The organism is Sphingobium sp. MI1205 (assembly GCF_001563285.1).
In the GTDB taxonomy this organism is placed as follows: domain Bacteria; phylum Pseudomonadota; class Alphaproteobacteria; order Sphingomonadales; family Sphingomonadaceae; genus Sphingobium.
Genome location: NZ_CP005188.1, coordinates 2,390,546 through 2,404,394 on the forward strand (window position 1 = coordinate 2,390,546; position 13,849 = coordinate 2,404,394).

Consider the following 13,849-nt stretch of genomic DNA (forward strand, 5'->3'; position numbering starts at 1 on the left):
GGTCAATCCCTTGCGTTTTTCCGGTCGCGGGCGGCCTGCAAGTCGCCCCACGCCTTCAGCACGATCATGATGGCCGCGACGGTCCACGCCGATTGGGCAAGCGCCCCGCCCTCTTCGGGCATGACGCCGTCCCGCCACAGCCTGGCGAGCCGCACGATCAGCGCGACTTCATCGTCGACCAGATATTGGGGATGCACATGGAGCCAGCGGACACCCGCAGGCTCCTGCGCGATAAAGGAATCGCCGCGCAGGGGATTGCGCGGCGTGTAATCCTCGCCACCGTCATAGGCTTTCGGGTCGAAGGCCCAGGCGGCGGCGATGATCAGTTTTTTCTTGTGGCCTCGTCGGGCGTCAGCAGGCTGAGCGCGAAGGTACCGAGCTGTAGCCGGTGCTGGGCCGGAATGCTTTGATAGCCTTCCTCGATCATCAACCCGTCAGCATCGCGCGGGAAAACCCTGCCCCCGATTTCTGTCAGCAGCAACCGCACGGAATCGATGCGGCTGATCTCCTCCCAAAAATCGGCGTCGGCCCTTAGCTCCGCCCAATCCTGGCAGTGGCGATCGAGATTGGCCTCGATCGCCAGCACGTCGGGATAGAGCTTCGCCATTTCCTGCCGCCGCTCTGCCTGCTCCTGCGCGAACAGCTTGGCCCGCGCCTCCAGGTCCGGCTCGTCGATCGAGTCCTCGTCAAACGGAAGCAGCAGATCATACCAGCGTTCGATGATCTCGGCCTGGCGCGCACCTTCAGCCGCGTCGCCGGCCGCTTCGCCGATGCGCCGCGCGCCCTCCGCGCCGATCGCCCGATATTCACCGATTGTAGGGCGGCGGACGCGGGCGATGCGCAGACGGCGGCGCATCGCGGGGAGGTCATAGACATCGGGACGGCGGAACGCATAATCCACGCCGCCCAATGTCTTCACATGGCGATGGTCGTTTAACACGGTCGTCATTCACACCTCACCAGAACAGCAGGTAGATCCAGCTGTCGGGACCGACAGCTTCGAAGGGCAGGCCGTCGGCTGCGATGCCGTCCAGATCCTCTTCCTCATTACCGGTGTAGGCGATGGCCGGAATGAAGATGGAAATGCGGTTGCCGTCGACCTCGCCCCAATTCAGCCAGATCGGCTTGGTCGTGCCGGCGACCATGTCTGCCCAGGCATTGCGCTCCGACAGCGTCTTCATCTGCGGGTTGATCCGGCCCGTGGGGCGCCGGTCGGTCACGCGCGCAGGATCGTAGCCATAGATCGCGCCGGGGCAGTCCGCCTGCGTGAGGACATTGCCCCAATCGAGTGTGAAGTTGCGGAAGCAGACCCGCGTGCCGTCGAGAAAGGCGTCGGCATCGCGCAGCGGGCGCGGGCGCGTGGCGTCGAACACGCCGGCAGCGGGGTTCGCGACGTCTTCAGGGTCGGACAGCATCCCGCGCACGGTGAAGGTGAAGCGGCCCGTCTGCCGAGTCTGCACGGCGAAGGCGATGTTGGCAGCGCCACCCAGCAGCTTCTTCAGGATGGCGTTCCCGGTACTGCTGTTCTTCTGATAGACGTAGCTGGTGATCGTCTTCAGCGCGGTCGAGGCCGGCACATAGAGATTGCCTGCCTTCACCGAATAGGTGGTGGTTGCGTCAGGCTCGGTGTCCCAATCGGGATAGACGTCAGCCACCTTGGTCGTGGTGTCGTAGGCGGTGATAACGCGAGTCTGGCCGCTGCCCGTGCCACCAGTGGTGACGATCACGAAGCCCTTCAGGTCGGTCGACGGCGCACCCACGGCCAGCGTGATCGCTGCCGCCGCGCCAGCCTGGGCGGTGCCGGTGCTGGCCGCCGCCAGCGTGGTGAGGCCGAGGGCCCCCGCTTTCAGATACGGGTCCATTTCCGGCGCAGTGCCCGGCGTGCCGGAACCCTTGGCGAAGATGCGCTGGCTGTGCTCGACATAGCCGCCGCCGACGATCGACTGCATACTGTCGAGCGAGCCGGTCACTTCGTTCGTGCGCTCCAGTTCCATGTTCGGCGCGACGCGCGGCTCCTCACAGAGCACGGCATTGGCCGAAGGCGTTGGCGATGCGTCCGTGCCGGAGGTGGTTTCCTCCTTTGCCAGCACGAGGCGGTTTTTGATCAGGAAATCACCCATCGGTCACGGTCCTTTGTTCGGGCTTCGATTACTTCGCCTTGCGACCGGCGGAGGCCGGAGCGAGTGGCGATGGTGGATCGGTGAGATCAACTTCGGGCAGCGTCACCGCTTCGCCGTCCGGCCCCTTGATGGTGTCGACGATGTCGGCCAACGCCACATCGCGCGCCTGCGCGTCGACGTTCACCGCTGCCCCGTCGTCGCCGATCACATGCGTGTCGCCGCTGCGGGGTGTGAAACTCATTCCCTGCTTGTCGCCCATGACTGTCTCCATTGAATTCACGGCCCGACCTGCGAGGCATCGCCCTCGCGGGTCAGGAACCGTGCCGAAAAATCCATGACGAGGCCGCCGACGACGCGCGCGCCCTTTTCCGAGCGACCGAAAACCGGGTCGCTGCCGCCGCGCGCTTCGATCATCTCGACCAGACCGCCCAGCTGGATGTCGTCGGGATCAAGCAATGCATTCATCACCGCGACAAACCCGGCGTCGATCAGCGCTTCCTTGCTGATCCCCGCCGATTCCTTCTCGCGGATGATCAGGCCGATCGAGAATTCTACCTCACCCTCTTCGACGCCACCTGACAGGCCGCGCGGATCAAGCAGGCCACCGTCAAACATGACAAGAGCGTTCAGCCGGTCATCGCCCAGCGGGTCGCTAGGGTTGCGCTCGGCAGTCGCCCATTCAAGCGCGTCACGGACAGCCTCGACCTTGGCGAAGACGGCCTGCAAAATCTGCTCGCGAACGCTGCTCATGCCGCCGGTCCTGTTGTGCCGCTCTGCCCCAGCAGGGCGAGGAAGTTATTTTCAAGTTCCGGCCCTGCGGCGGCGAGGATGGTGTCGATCCCGCGCAGTGACGCAGGGAAGCGCAGCTCGTCGACCAACGTCGCCAGCAGCACCACCTTGCCGCCGCGCTTGCTGCCGGCGCTGTTCTTGAAGGCCCGCATCAGGAAGGATTTTCCATCCTTCCCCTTGCGGATGAATATCCGGCTATCGCCGAAATTACCGACCTGTCCCATCAGCGATCCCGGCGCCTTGCGGTTCGGTATCTTCAATTTGCCGCCGCCGCTGGCCTGAAGGACGCCGCCCTTGATGTGCAGCACCAGGAAGTCGATGAAGCTCCCCGGCCCCTTGCCGCGCCCCCACTTCGAATAGACCAGGCCGGTATATTGCCCCTGCGTCGACAGGTCGTTGTAGAATTTCGACTGCGCCGCCGCGTTCGACACTCGCCGATGATTATTGCCGTGCATCTTCGACCCGCGAAAATGCTGGTCGATGAAGTTGCGGATCTTGATCTTCACGCTGTTGGTCGTGTGCTCGACCGCATCAACCGCAGCGCCTTTAATGACGATCGCATCCTGCTCCAGGATGGCGCGACCCTCTTGCGAGGCAGCCTCACCCGCAATCTCTATACCGAATCCACGCCCGAACCCCCGTTCAAAGCTGGTCAGCTTGCGCCCCGGAACGAACACCATGGGATCAGTCCACCAGTACCAGGTCGGCGGCCCACATGAAGCCGGTCTCGTCCAGCTTCGGTTCGCCAATCACGTCGAGCGTCTCGGCCCCCGGAAGCGCGTCGCCATCCTCATCGACGGGCACCACGATGCGGGCACCCCGTCCGACCGTGGCGACCTCGTCTGCATTGATCCAGACGGCGCGCTCCGCACCCGATGCCGCCGCCTCCCCGACCGCCATCCGGTTCTTCCCCTGGCCGCGATCATAGACGATCGTGCAGACGACGGCATCGCTGCCGCTGCCCCCGGAGGGGGTGAACAGCGCCAGCTCTGCGAATTCGCTGGAGGAGAAGAAGCTGGCGCGGTCCGAGGCGGATTCAACCGGCATGGATCAGCCTGCCTTGCCCGACTTGATGAGCGCGATCAGGCCATCCTTGTCTGTGCCAGGCTCGATCGCGACCTTGCGCATCAGCAGCACGGCTTCCAGCTCGGCGCCGGACAGCAAGTCCAGATCGGACAGGTCGTCGTCATCGGCCTGCATTACATCGCGCTCGATGATGACGCCCTTTGCCTTCAGTCCGTCCACGGCCTTGGTGTTCAACCCCAGCTTCTTCAGAATGGCGCTGGTGAGATGCGTTCCCTTCTCGGCGACATGCCGTTCGACCTCGCCCTCTTTGCCTTTGACCGGCACACCGCCGCGAAGCTGCTGCGCCGCGACCAAAATTGTCTTCGTGGCCATGGATGGCCTCCTGTGAAATCGGGAAAAACGTGGCCGCCACCGTGCAGGGCGGCGGCCACAGGTTTGGCGACGGAGAGGATGCCGCCTTATCGGACCGTAGCGCAGAGCGTCGCGTTGATGCGCTTCGGCACCGGAATGGGTGCCGACGCGCTTTCCAGCAGCTCGGCGCCGGTGTTGTCGTCGATCCAGTTCTTCGAGAAATAGGCGCCCTTGCCATATTGGTTGCGCGCATCTTGGATGAGGCCGAACGCGGTTACCCCCTCAACGCCGCCCTGGCTGACCAGGATGACGGTATAGTCGGGGAGCAGAGCCTCGATCGAGCCGGAGTCATTCTCGAACTTGTCGTTATAGACATAGAATTCGATGTTGCCGTCGCGGCCCTTGAACACCGGCGAACCCGGCAGCTGGACAGTGAGGCCCAATTCATAGGCGACGCTGGTCTGACCGAGCGTCTTGTCGAGCGCCTTCTGCGCCTTGGGATCGGCGATGTAGAGCGCCCATGCCTTACGGTCCATGACGACGATATTGACCGCGCCGCCCGATTCTTCACCGACCTCGTTGATCCAGTCGTCGACATCGTCATAGGGCGAGACGCCGGTTTCGCCCCAACGATCGCTGGTCAGCAGGGTCTTGGTGAGGCCAGCGCTGCGCTGATAATCGACCGTTGTGGCCGGATAGTCGGCGCTCGACAGCACCAGCGTGCCGGTCTTCAAGACCGATGCCGCCATCCATTCGACGCGACGGTCGATCTTCCGGCGATGGCCGTTGAGCAGGTCGAATATGATCAGCTCGTGGCGCTCGGCCGCGCTTAGTTCGCCCCAAGGCTTCTCGCCGGCGATGCGCTTCATCACCTGGCTCGCGGGCACCGGGTTGCGGGGCTTCACATAGGCCGGGACTATCGACTCCTTCTGAAAGCCGCGCGGCTGCTGGACTTTGCCCGGCGAATAGGGCGACACCAGCGGCGCGAGGCGCAGGTCGTCCAGCACGCGGTCCATCGACACCTGTTCGGTGTCGAATTCCAGCAGTCCGGGGAAAGCGATCTTCATCAGGAAATTGCCGGGGATGAAGAGGGAGTCGATCATCGGCAGCAGTTCTTCGGTGCCGTAAAGTGCGTCGGGCATTTGCTCTACCTTCCATGAAAATAAACCCCGGCTTCACGCGGAAGCCGGGGTGCGACCCGGTGGGCCCGGTTGATGGTGGGTGACGCGATCAGTCGTCGATCAGGATACCCTTCAGGCGCAGACCCTCGCGGATGCTGGCAACCGTGTGGCCGGTGCCGAGCGTCAGCGCGCCCGCCACCACATTGGCGGTCTCATAAGCGATGGCTTCGGTATCGCCGCCGCTGGCGTCGCAATCATAAGCCAGCACCATATCGGGGGTTTCCGACCCGTCGACCGCTGCGGCGAGCGAGAGCTTGTACTTCCCCGACCCGGTCGCATAATCGACCACCACGGGGATCCGGTCGCCAGCAACGAAGTCGGTCGATCCATCGGCGAGCGTGAAGTTGATCGAGCCGTTATAGGCCTGGCCAATCACGCCGGTCCCATCGACAGTACCGTCGGGCAGGGTGACTTCGTAGGTGCCGCCATTAGCCGCTGGCTCGATGATGACAACCTGATACGTGCCCTCCTGTGCCCCGGCGTCGGACGTAACCGTGCCAATCGAGCCGTTGCCAGGGGTGCCCGCCGGGGTAGCGGAGACCGCCGCACCGGGGGTGACGGTGACGGCGCCCAGCGCAATGGCGCCGATCACCGCGCCGGCCACCAGGTTCTGACCGGACAGGATCGTTACCTTGCGCGTGGTGTAGGGGCCGGAGGCAAGCAGATGCTTCGGGCTGTAGGGCGTTTCTTGCGAATAATCGGCCTGTTCATAAGCCATGATGCATTCCCTTCACGAAAAAGGGCGGCCCATCGGACCGCCCTGCGATGCTCCAATGGGGCAAGCCCCGGTGATGATCGGCCGCTCAGCCGGCCTTCGCGGGGAGACCAGGGATCTTGCCGCGGAAACGAGCCACCGCGGCCTCACCGCGATTGCCCTTCTCGCCTGTCCCGGTGCCGCGCGCCTCGCCACCGCTCGGCAGTGCGTCCGTCTTGACCGCGTCCGACTTCGCCGCTTCCAAAGCGGTCGCGGTTGCAGCCTTCGCAGCCTGCGCCAGCCCGATCGCGTAATCGCCCGCGCTGGTGCCTTCCGTCATGGCCTTCGACAGCGATGCGCTGATCGTGCTGTCGCTGTCCAGCTCGGCGAGCGCAGTGATGCGTTCACGTTCAGCCGTGGTGGCGGCAGCCGACGCGTTCGCCGAAGCCGTGGCGACAGCGGCATCCAGCTGCGCCTGAGTGTGCACGGGCGTGTCGTCCGCCGGTGCGGCAGTTTGAGTGGTCATAACGCTTCCCTTCATCGTTCGCGCACCGGGCGCGGGACGGGCGGCCCGTCCGTTCAATCCGCCGCCATTCACTTGCTCGGAAAATTCCGCCATGGAATCGGCCCAGCTCATGACCTTGTCCGCGAGGCCCGCCTGCACAGCCTCCTCGCCCTGATAGACCCGGCTCTGCTGTGCCCGCACCGCCTTCTCATCCAGCCCGCGCGCGGTGGCGACATGGGCGACGAAGCGATCATAGCTGGTGGCGATCAGCGTTTCGTAACGGGCCTTGACCTCATCGGGCAGCGGCTCGAACGGGTTGCCGTCGGCCTTGTGTGCGCCCTGCGCGATGAGCGTTACCTTGATGCCATCGTTTGCCAGGCGCTGGCTGAAATCGACATGCATCATGATGACGCCGATCGATCCGGCATAGCCCAGCTCATGCACTGTCACATCATCGGCGCAGCAGGCGATGGCGTAGGCTGCACTGCATCCGACGCCCCGAATGATCGCGCGGGTCGGCTTCGTGCCGCGCCGAGCCATCAGCTGCTGCACGCATTCGAAAAGGCTCGCAACCTCACCGCCGGGGCAGTCAATGTCATAGATCAGCCCGCGCACATCGGGGTCGGCGTCGGCTGATGCGACCTGTGCACAGATGCCGTCATAGCCCGTGAAGCCCGAGACGGGGCCGATGCCATTCTCGGCCACCAGCTCACCGCGTATATCAATGTGCGCAATACCAGCATACACCATCATCAGATCGGCAGCGGGCCGCGTCGGTGCAACCCGATCGGTGCGCGACCGCGCCTCGATCTTCGTGCGCTCGTCGGCCGCCAGTTCGGAAAGCTGGGGCAAGGTCATGGAGCTCCCGTCGCTGGCGACGAACAGCTGCCCTACGTCCAGTCGTTCGCCGATCGCGCCCAGAACGATCGCGGCCGTGTCGGGCATCACCGCCAACGGGGCATTGAACAAGCGCCGCGTGATCGCGGCGCGCGAAAAGGCGCGGCTGCTCATTCCTGCTCTTCCTTCTGATCGGATGGCGCCGTTTCATTCCCGCCGCCCTTGGCGTTCGGAATCGGCAAGCCGCCATCCACAAACCGCTTGTGCTCGGATGCCCGCACCGTGACGTTGCTGTCATAGTCGCCGCCATTGAGGCCGGCGGTGATCTGCGCGCCGGTCGACCAGGCATGCGCCTCATAGACTTCCAGCGCCTTCGCTTCGCGCGCCGGGTCCAGCGTGATCTTGCCATCACCCCTATGGCGCGCCCGCGACCATGCAACGCGCCGCGTCGCATTGGTAAGGAAGCCTGGCATTTTGTAGACGCCCCGCACGACCTGCTCGTGCAGCCAGCATGAATAGCCGACCTGACACCACATCGACGACAGCCATTCCCGCTTGGGCATGACATAGGTCAGGTAGAACACCTCCAGCGCGCCCCGGCTTGCCGAATAGCTCGCGGTGAAGTGCAGCAGCAGGATTTCATAGGGCACCTTGGTCGCGGCCGAGAGCTGCCGGACCATGCCGAGAAAGAAAGGATCGAACGCGGGATTGGGCCGACCTGGCGATTTCACATCAACTTCGGACTCGCTGTCGATTTCCAGTACCGACCCGGCTTCCATGCGGATGTTGCCGCCACGATCGCTGCCGTCACCAGTATAGGCGCCGCCGCCCGACACCATGCGGGCTTCTTCGCTTTCGGCGCCATAATCGGCCTCGGGCATACTGCCGGCGCCGGGGGACTTGTAAACGATGGCAAGCATCGCGGTCATCACGGCCGCGAACAGTTCCGCGTCGGTGAGGTCGGACACCTGGCGCAGGATCTCCAGAACGGGCGCCAGAACCGGAATGCCCCGCGTCTGCCCGCCGCGCCGCTTCGACATGATCAGCACGGCGCTGGGCAAGCCGCTCTTCTCGCCCCAAATCGGAATGCGGACCGTATCACCCGCCGTGCGAGCATAGCGTCCACCGAACGCTCCATCGGGCGCCTTTTTCAGCACATGCACCGCGACGGGTGCGTTATAGCCGTCGACCTCGACGCCATCGGTGCAGACATTGCCGGTGCTGTTCAACGGCTTGCCTTCGACATGCCCCAGCGGCGAAACGATCCAGTCCGCCTCGACCAGCTTCCACGCGGTGAAATGCGTGCGGCCCAGCTGATCGTCGGCCCAGCAGCGCAGCGGCACGATGTCGCCGGACTCCAGGACGCCGCGCATAACGATTTCCTGCAGGCCGTATCCGGTCGTTCCCCGCTCCGCGTCGGGATCGGTCGACGACATGTAATCGTCATAGTCCTTGGCGATCTGCCGGTTGAGCGCCGCAGCGTCTTCATCCGAAAGGCCGACTGCCGCCCCGTCAATCTCCGGAATCGCCATAAGGCCAGAGCCGACTGTGAAGTCGATCGGACGCTCAACCGCCGCCGTTCCCAGCGGGATGTTCATGGCCGCGTGGCGCGACCGCGCAATCAGCGTGTCGCGCTTCGCTGCGTCCTGATTGGGCGTGCGCAGCTTTGCAGCCCAGCCCCGCGTCTGCCGCCGGTCCGACTGCCCGCCATAATAACCCCCCTGTCCCGTGACCTGACCGCCGGGGCTGATCGGCAAGCCTGCCGTCATCGACGTGGCCGCCGTCAGCGCAGCCCGAGCTGCAAAGCGGCGCGCACCGCGTTCCGGCGACACCGCGGCGACCATGCGGTCAAAGAAATTCTGGCGCACGTGCATCCCTCAGCGCCCTACCATCACGCCACGACGCATGCGGCCGCGCACGATCGGCGCGCCGCTGGCGTTGGCGATGTCATTGCGGAGGGAATCAATTCCCTTGCGGATTTCAGCGAGCGAGGCGCGCGTCAGCTCGCGCCCATCTGGCATCTTGTAGGACTGGTTCCGGAGCACGGCGGCTTCGGCTTCGAGATAGGCGGCAAGCCGAGCTTGCAGTTGCTCGATCTCCGCCTGTGTGAGGGCCATGACGATCTCCCGGAATGAGCGCACAAAAAGACCCGCCTCCGGGCGCCGGGGGCGGGTCTGTTCGTGCACAGCTCTTCTGACCTTCTGGCCTATGTCAAATAAACGATTTGGCCGTCAAGTTTCCGAGCCGGAGCAGGGGTAGAAGGGCAGGATGGCAAGTATCGGTATAGTAGGCGACTAATAAAATCAGCGGAGATATGAGTGGTGCGATCCTTGGTCCGCCATGACACAAGAGCCGGTCAGGACACCCGCGATGAGGCTATGGACGAGGAACGGCAACCGGCATACATTCCGGCCATGAACAGGGTCGGGGGTTGGCGTGGGCCTATTGTTTCTTTTGTCATATGGCTGGGTTCGATTGTGGTGTGCGTGAAGATGGCGCAAGCGCGTGACCGCGAACCTGTTCTATGGGGCTTCCTCGGCGCGATGTTCGGAATTTTTGCCATTCTTCTGCTGGCGCTTATCGGCCAAGGTCCGCCGTCCCCCACGGGGATCACGCGCACTGCGAAGATGCGGAAGTGCCCGGCCTGCGCTGAATTCATCAAGGTGGAAGCCATCAAGTGCCGCTATTGCGGCACCGGCGTCGAAGCGGCTGCCGTCTAACCGCGCGACACACGCACCGACCGGCGTGGCCGCGCATTTCTGGATGACGGACGAGGACCCATCGGCACTTGCATCGGCGGCTCTTCGCGGCCCAGCTCAACAGGATCAGGCTGCGGCTCTGGCATCAACTTGCGCGGCGCATCCTTTGGCGGCCGAGCCCATTCCGGTACCCAGGCGAAGCTGGCGTCATTGCCGCCGAAGCGGGTCACTACCGCGCACGCTTGAATATAGAGATCCCATGTCTCGTTCGCGCGATGCGGCTCACGGGTCCATTGGCCGTTGACGTTGTGCTCGGCCCGCAGCTCGGCCAGATAGGGGAATGAGCCGTCGTCGGCCTGCGGTAGATTGTTCGGGAAGGCGATGAAGCCCGGACCTTCCTCCGTCCGCTTCAGACGAACGTCGGCAATATCCTTGTAACGATTGACATTGGGCACGAACAATTCGGCTTGGGGCGCGCCCTTAATCTGGCGCTTCGCATCGACGGTCGGCGGCGGCAGCTGCCTGCCCTTCGGATTGTTGCCGCCTTTCAGCAGCGTGATCGCCGTCGCTGGTAAGGGTGGCCGTCCCGACCCCACATCGCCAGACACCATCGCGTGCCACCAGGCGAAGGCGTTGTCGGTCGCGCCGTCGAGGCCACCCGTGTCGATCGACGTGTTCATGATCTTCATGCGGAGCTGCGGCGCACCGGCCATAGGATAGGTCCGCGACAGCACGCGGGCATGCAGCACCGACCAGTCCTCCGGCCGATTGAACGGGCGCAGCGGTCGTTCCCGGCCATTGTCCATCGTCGTCAGCACCGCGAAGCGGTCGATCAGCCAACAGCGGAATCCGGCCCCAAAGCCCCACACGGCGACCTCGAACCGATTGCCCTGCTGGTCGATCGTGGCGATCAGGCAGAGCACGCCGGGAGGCACTTCGCCCATTCGATAATAGCTGTTGCGCGCCCGCGTATAGAGCGCGTCCTCGGTAACGGCAGGCTCGCCGTCTTCGCGCGGCACGTAATTGCGCCCGACGACGGTATTGTCGAACGACACCAGCGACGCCGGATCCTGCTCGATCGCAAAGGCAATCTCGGCCTCGCGCGCAAGCTTGGCGACCTGCGCCCACGGACGGAACCCCATGAGCCCGTCGAACCGGAAGGTGGCGCGATCGGTCATGATCAAGTCGCCCACCTTGCCGAGCTTGCTGTCCCGCAGCGACACCGCGCGCTCGCCGCGCCCGACCCACCGTCCAGTCGAGCCCAGCATGCGCTTGTCCGACTGCCGATGGACACCGCCACAGTCCAAGCAAACGACGGCGGCGCTCGCCGCGGCATCCTCCGGCGTGCCGTCCTTGTCATATTGCAGATGATCGAAGGACAGACGGAACGGCGAGCTGCACTGGAGGCAGTCGACAAACCAGCGTTCATCCGTGCCGCTGGCGACCAGTGCCTCGATCCCCTTGCTGCGGCCGAGCGTCGGGCTGGAGTTCGCATAGATCTTCGTCCGCCCATAGGCGGCAAAGCTGGCCATGCGGCCTTCCATCAGACCAAGGGCGCTGCCCTGGTCGGCGACATCCTTCGCAAATTCCTCGTAGTCGTCCATGCGCCCGCGCGGGAACGGCTTAGCGCGGAAGGTCGGGCCGCCAGGCCAGAGAAAATGAAGATCGCAGCCGAGGAACCGCTTGAGGTTGATATTGTCCGATGACACCCCGCCCAGCTGGCGGTCGCGCAGAATCCCGGCCCGGCCATCGTCATAGGCGGCGAGGTCCAGCATCTTGTCGAACTGCGTCGTCACATAGCTGTTGGTGAGGTCCCGCGTCGGCGCGACGAACAGCATGTCGGCCTGGTCATAAAGGATGGTGTGCAGCTGCCAGTTATTGCCGATCTCCGACTTGCCAGTCTGGCTCGGCCCCATCACGCCGACGACCGCATAAGGGGAATCACCGTGGAGACAGTCCATCGGCCGGTCTAGGCAGCGCATGTCATGGGGACTGTCACCCCACGGGCCGGAATAGGCGCCCGGGTTCATCAGCACGCGGTGCCGGCGGGCCGCTTCGGAAATCGACACCTTTTCAGGAAAGCGCAGCGCCTCAAATGCGCCGGACAGCACAGCGTTCGCGCTGGCTAGGGCCGGAGCTGGTAGCGCGGCTTCAAGCATCGGCGTCTGAACCCCCTGCCTCAATTATCTCGATCTTCGTCTCGTCGGCAATGGTGCGCAGAAAATCCTCGATCGCTCGGGCCAGCATTCCTTCCAGCGGCGTCACGCTCTGCGGCGTCAGCCCCTCGCGGATGGCGAATTCGCCGGGCACCTGGAGCAGGCGCCGCTTCAGCTGGCTGGCGGCCGACGACAGGGCGTGGACCATTTCATGCCGATCGACCAGCTCACCCATCATCTTGCGGTATTTGGCCGCCGCTTCCGCCGCCGCATATTCCTCGCGGCGTTGCTTGCCTGTCATGCCCAGCTGGGCCGGAGCCTCGACCTGGTCACCGACGAGGTCCAATCGCATCTGCGCGAGCTGGGCGCGGCGCTCCGCGCTCTGCTGCTCTTCCGTGTCTCGCTTCGCCCGCCACCAGGCGACGCCGCCGCGCGCCTCGATGCGATAGCCGCGACCACGATCGCCGCGCTCCAGCAACCAAGCCGGATCGCCCTCGACGCCCTTCAGGTGGGGGCGCATCGTTTCGCCGGTGACGCCGCACAGGTCAGCGAACTCTTCCAGATTGACGATCAGCTCTTGCGGTTGCTCAGCCATGCCTATGCCCTAGTCGCGTAATTTTCTTACGTTCAGTCCAAAACAACAATCAAAAACCCAAGGAAATCCGCCATTTCTGCGCCACGCGCGGACCGCGCTGCCGCACCGCAACCGCTCTGGAGGCGCTGGGAGGACCCAAGGGGGGGTGGGGGTCGAGGCCCCTCGCCCGAGGTCAAGCGAAATCGGAAAGGTGCGAACCGATTGCATCAGGCGTCGCCCTCGCCTGCGGCTTCCCAAGGCGCCTGCGGTGCCGAAGGCGGCCGCACCGTGAAGCCGAGCGAGCGCATCGACAGCTGCCACGCCAGCGCGTCCAGTGCGCCCCACCAGTGGAGATAGTCCAGTCGACGCCGCGCCAACTCTTCGCGCGTCACCGTCGGGATCACACTGCAGAAGGTCGGCGACGTGCCCCGACCCGTGCGCTCCACCTGCGCGTCCTGCCAGGGCTTCACCCACACCGTCGCCCGATACCAGTGCGAAGGCTCTTCCCAGCCATCAGGACGGCCACCGAGGCGCGCGTGGAAGGCGACCATGCGGCCATGCTCGATACCCGCCAGCAGCGCGGCCACGACCTCAGCGGCGCGATGCACCGTGTCCTTCACGATGCGACCGGAATAGTCGATCCGGCAGCCCATGTGGTTGATGTCGGCAATGGCCGCGCACCCATCGGCCGAGCGCCCGCCCGCCTCCATGCCCGATGCCTGTATCTCGATAGCGTGCAGGCCCGTTGTGGCGAACCGATCGACCTTCTGGTCACGATAGGACCAGATGGCCAGCTGCTCGACATCGACCGATCCGGTCCGCTCCCAGGGGCGAGCCAGCGGCGCGAAGTCCTGTTCCCGCGTGCTGCGGTGCCCCGGCAGGGCACCCGAACGAATGACCATCACCATGCGCTGCGC

At 64.5% G+C, this 13,849-nt stretch carries 17 protein-coding genes; 1 reads left to right on the plus strand and 16 read right to left on the minus strand.

Translation table 11 applies throughout. The annotated features are described in order from the left end of the window. Positions 1-2 precede the first annotated feature (2 nt). The 13 genes from K663_RS11620 to K663_RS11680 form a co-directional block, all read right to left on the minus strand. Positions 3-197: a hypothetical protein gene (locus K663_RS11620; protein WP_062117622.1), complete on the minus strand. Its 195-nt coding sequence runs from the start codon at positions 195-197 to the stop codon at positions 3-5. 125 nt (positions 198-322) lie between these two features. Next, positions 323-949 (minus strand): hypothetical protein, encoded by a 627-nt coding sequence (locus tag K663_RS11625; RefSeq protein WP_062117625.1) that lies wholly within the window; start codon positions 947-949, stop codon positions 323-325. Between the two features lie 7 nt (positions 950-956). Then, positions 957-2,120: a hypothetical protein gene (locus K663_RS11630; protein ID WP_062117628.1), complete on the minus strand. Its 1,164-nt coding sequence runs from the start codon at positions 2,118-2,120 to the stop codon at positions 957-959. A gap of 28 nt (positions 2,121-2,148) precedes the next feature. After that, complete coding sequence (locus tag K663_RS11635; protein ID WP_145902265.1) at positions 2,149-2,379, minus strand: hypothetical protein; 231 nt, start codon at positions 2,377-2,379, stop codon at positions 2,149-2,151. A gap of 17 nt (positions 2,380-2,396) precedes the next feature. After that, on the minus strand, positions 2,397-2,870 hold the full coding sequence (locus tag K663_RS11640) for a hypothetical protein (protein WP_062117635.1): 474 nt from the start codon (positions 2,868-2,870) through the stop codon (positions 2,397-2,399). After that, positions 2,867-3,589 carry a hypothetical protein gene (locus K663_RS11645; protein ID WP_062117638.1) on the minus strand — a complete coding sequence of 241 codons (723 nt, stop codon included), beginning with the start codon at positions 3,587-3,589 and terminating at the stop codon, positions 2,867-2,869. The genes K663_RS11640 and K663_RS11645 overlap by 4 nt, the downstream gene beginning before the upstream one ends. Positions 3,590-3,593: 4 nt before the next feature. Then, entirely contained in the window at positions 3,594-3,956 is a 363-nt protein-coding gene (locus K663_RS11650; RefSeq protein ID WP_062117641.1) for a head-tail joining protein, read from the minus strand. Between the two features lie 3 nt (positions 3,957-3,959). Continuing rightward, a complete protein-coding gene (locus K663_RS11655) occupies positions 3,960-4,307 on the minus strand; it encodes a hypothetical protein (RefSeq protein WP_062117644.1) in 348 nt (115 codons plus the stop codon). A gap of 86 nt (positions 4,308-4,393) precedes the next feature. Continuing rightward, complete coding sequence (locus K663_RS11660; protein ID WP_062117647.1) at positions 4,394-5,428, minus strand: major capsid protein; 1,035 nt, start codon at positions 5,426-5,428, stop codon at positions 4,394-4,396. An 88-nt stretch (positions 5,429-5,516) separates the two neighbouring features. Next, positions 5,517-6,185, minus strand: coding sequence for a head decoration protein (locus K663_RS11665; RefSeq protein ID WP_062117650.1), 669 nt, complete (start codon positions 6,183-6,185; stop codon positions 5,517-5,519). Positions 6,186-6,270: 85 nt separating this feature from the next. Continuing rightward, positions 6,271-7,677: a S49 family peptidase gene (locus tag K663_RS11670; RefSeq protein ID WP_062117653.1), complete on the minus strand. Its 1,407-nt coding sequence runs from the start codon at positions 7,675-7,677 to the stop codon at positions 6,271-6,273. After that, complete coding sequence (locus K663_RS11675; RefSeq protein ID WP_062117656.1) at positions 7,674-9,377, minus strand: phage portal protein; 1,704 nt, start codon at positions 9,375-9,377, stop codon at positions 7,674-7,676. Before K663_RS11675 ends, K663_RS11670 begins: the two co-directional genes overlap by 4 nt. Positions 9,378-9,380: 3 nt before the next feature. Next, the gene (locus K663_RS11680) at positions 9,381-9,620 is read right to left on the minus strand and encodes a hypothetical protein (RefSeq protein ID WP_062117659.1); all 240 of its coding nucleotides are present in this window, start codon (positions 9,618-9,620) and stop codon (positions 9,381-9,383) included. Positions 9,621-9,881: 261 nt separating this feature from the next. Here K663_RS11680 and K663_RS11685 point away from each other — a divergent pair, with 261 nt between their 5' ends. After that, positions 9,882-10,223: a zinc ribbon domain-containing protein gene (locus tag K663_RS11685; RefSeq protein WP_062117663.1), complete on the plus strand. Its 342-nt coding sequence runs from the start codon at positions 9,882-9,884 to the stop codon at positions 10,221-10,223. Here the strand turns inward: K663_RS11685 and K663_RS11690 are convergent. The 3 genes from K663_RS11690 to K663_RS11700 all read right to left on the minus strand — a co-directional run bounded on the left by K663_RS11690 (position 10,220) and on the right by K663_RS11700 (position 13,840). After that, positions 10,220-12,361: a terminase gpA endonuclease subunit gene (locus K663_RS11690; protein ID WP_062117666.1), complete on the minus strand. Its 2,142-nt coding sequence runs from the start codon at positions 12,359-12,361 to the stop codon at positions 10,220-10,222. The genes K663_RS11685 and K663_RS11690 overlap by 4 nt on opposite strands. After that, positions 12,354-12,953 (minus strand): hypothetical protein, encoded by a 600-nt coding sequence (locus tag K663_RS11695; RefSeq protein WP_062117668.1) that lies wholly within the window; start codon positions 12,951-12,953, stop codon positions 12,354-12,356. Before K663_RS11695 ends, K663_RS11690 begins: the two co-directional genes overlap by 8 nt. Positions 12,954-13,159: 206 nt before the next feature. Continuing rightward, positions 13,160-13,840 (minus strand): hypothetical protein, encoded by a 681-nt coding sequence (locus K663_RS11700; RefSeq protein ID WP_062117670.1) that lies wholly within the window; start codon positions 13,838-13,840, stop codon positions 13,160-13,162. Positions 13,841-13,849: the final 9 nt, after the last annotated feature.

What these genes read in the sequence shown, in the direction of transcription:
- K663_RS11695 (WP_062117668.1), bottom strand. Translation starts at nt 12,953, where the DNA reads ATGGCTGAGCAACCGCAAGAGCTGATCGTCAATCTGGAAGAGTTCGCT.
- K663_RS11645 (WP_062117638.1), bottom strand. Translation starts at nt 3,589, where the DNA reads ATGGTGTTCGTTCCGGGGCGCAAGCTGACCAGCTTTGAACGGGGGTTC.
- K663_RS11700 (WP_062117670.1), bottom strand. Translation starts at nt 13,840, where the DNA reads ATGGTGATGGTCATTCGTTCGGGTGCCCTGCCGGGGCACCGCAGCACG.
- K663_RS11690 (WP_062117666.1), bottom strand. Translation starts at nt 12,361, where the DNA reads ATGCTTGAAGCCGCGCTACCAGCTCCGGCCCTAGCCAGCGCGAACGCT.
- K663_RS11625 (WP_062117625.1), bottom strand. Translation starts at nt 949, where the DNA reads ATGACGACCGTGTTAAACGACCATCGCCATGTGAAGACATTGGGCGGC.
- K663_RS11655 (WP_062117644.1), bottom strand. Translation starts at nt 4,307, where the DNA reads ATGGCCACGAAGACAATTTTGGTCGCGGCGCAGCAGCTTCGCGGCGGT.
- K663_RS11635 (WP_145902265.1), bottom strand. Translation starts at nt 2,379, where the DNA reads ATGGGCGACAAGCAGGGAATGAGTTTCACACCCCGCAGCGGCGACACG.
- K663_RS11685 (WP_062117663.1), top strand. Translation starts at nt 9,882, where the DNA reads ATGGACGAGGAACGGCAACCGGCATACATTCCGGCCATGAACAGGGTC.
- K663_RS11665 (WP_062117650.1), bottom strand. Translation starts at nt 6,185, where the DNA reads ATGGCTTATGAACAGGCCGATTATTCGCAAGAAACGCCCTACAGCCCG.
- K663_RS11630 (WP_062117628.1), bottom strand. Translation starts at nt 2,120, where the DNA reads ATGGGTGATTTCCTGATCAAAAACCGCCTCGTGCTGGCAAAGGAGGAA.
- K663_RS11680 (WP_062117659.1), bottom strand. Translation starts at nt 9,620, where the DNA reads ATGGCCCTCACACAGGCGGAGATCGAGCAACTGCAAGCTCGGCTTGCC.
- K663_RS11640 (WP_062117635.1), bottom strand. Translation starts at nt 2,870, where the DNA reads ATGAGCAGCGTTCGCGAGCAGATTTTGCAGGCCGTCTTCGCCAAGGTC.
- K663_RS11675 (WP_062117656.1), bottom strand. Translation starts at nt 9,377, where the DNA reads ATGCACGTGCGCCAGAATTTCTTTGACCGCATGGTCGCCGCGGTGTCG.
- K663_RS11660 (WP_062117647.1), bottom strand. Translation starts at nt 5,428, where the DNA reads ATGCCCGACGCACTTTACGGCACCGAAGAACTGCTGCCGATGATCGAC.
- K663_RS11670 (WP_062117653.1), bottom strand. Translation starts at nt 7,677, where the DNA reads ATGAGCAGCCGCGCCTTTTCGCGCGCCGCGATCACGCGGCGCTTGTTC.
- K663_RS11650 (WP_062117641.1), bottom strand. Translation starts at nt 3,956, where the DNA reads ATGCCGGTTGAATCCGCCTCGGACCGCGCCAGCTTCTTCTCCTCCAGC.